A 942-nucleotide genomic window follows, 5' to 3' on the forward strand; every position below is an offset into this window, starting at 1 on the left:
GGATATGGATATTACGCGCACGGTCGGTTGGTTTACCAGCCAATTCCCAGTTGTCCTGGATATGGGCGAGGACCGGAATGTGGGACAGCGTGTCAAGAACGTCAAGGAAGGACTACGCCGTCTGCCGCATAAAGGGATTGGATACGGGATTTTGAGATATCTTGCTGACGGAGAAGGGAAAGCAGCTTTTGTTGCCGAGCCGGAAATCAGCTTTAACTATCTCGGACAATTCGATCAGGATTTGAAAAATAATGCTTTCCGCATGTCTCCTTATTCCATCGGGGCTTCCATGAGTGACACGTTGACCAAGCGGTATGCGCTGGATATTAACGGCATGATCACGGACGGTACCCTGGAGCTGACGATCAGCTACAGCAACAAAATGTTCATGAAAAAATCAATCAAAAAGCTGGCTGATCTGCTGCAGGAGAGCTTGCGTAAGGTGTTGGATCACTGTGTGGCCAAAGAGTTGCCGGAGCTGACCCCAAGCGACTTGTCCTTCCGAGGACTGACGGCTGTAGAGCTGGATCATATTGTAGAGCAGACGGCTGCTGCGGGAGAACTGGAAAACATTTATTCGTTAACACCCATGCAAAAAGGCATTCTGTTCCACGGCTTCATGGAGCCGCAATCCGGGGCATATTTTGAGCAGGCGACATTTGATCTACAAGGCAGCTTTCAAGTGGAGACTTTTGCCGAAAGCCTCAATCAACTGGTGGATCGCCATCAAATATTCAGAACGAATTTTTATAGCGGCTGGAATGAACAGCCTTTACAGGTGGTGTATCGACACAAACATGCGGGGTTCCGTTTTGAAGATATACGCTTGATGGGACAAGAAGAGCAGGACGCATACATTGCTGATTTTGCTGAGCGCGACAAAGCCGAAGGCTTTCATTTCAGCTCAGGCGAGCTGATGCGGGTGTCTATTTTACGTACAGG

Annotated in this window: 1 protein-coding gene; it reads left to right on the forward strand. The window is 49.0% G+C overall.

Going from position 1 to position 942, the window contains the following annotated elements:
- Positions 1 to 942: condensation domain-containing protein (locus tag OIU26_RS25830; protein WP_264218417.1), on the forward strand; the 942-nt coding region annotated here is incomplete at both ends.

Origin of the sequence: Paenibacillus sp. BT-177 (assembly GCF_025846815.2) — a bacterium.
In the GTDB taxonomy this organism is placed as follows: domain Bacteria; phylum Bacillota; class Bacilli; order Paenibacillales; family Paenibacillaceae; genus Paenibacillus; species Paenibacillus polymyxa_C.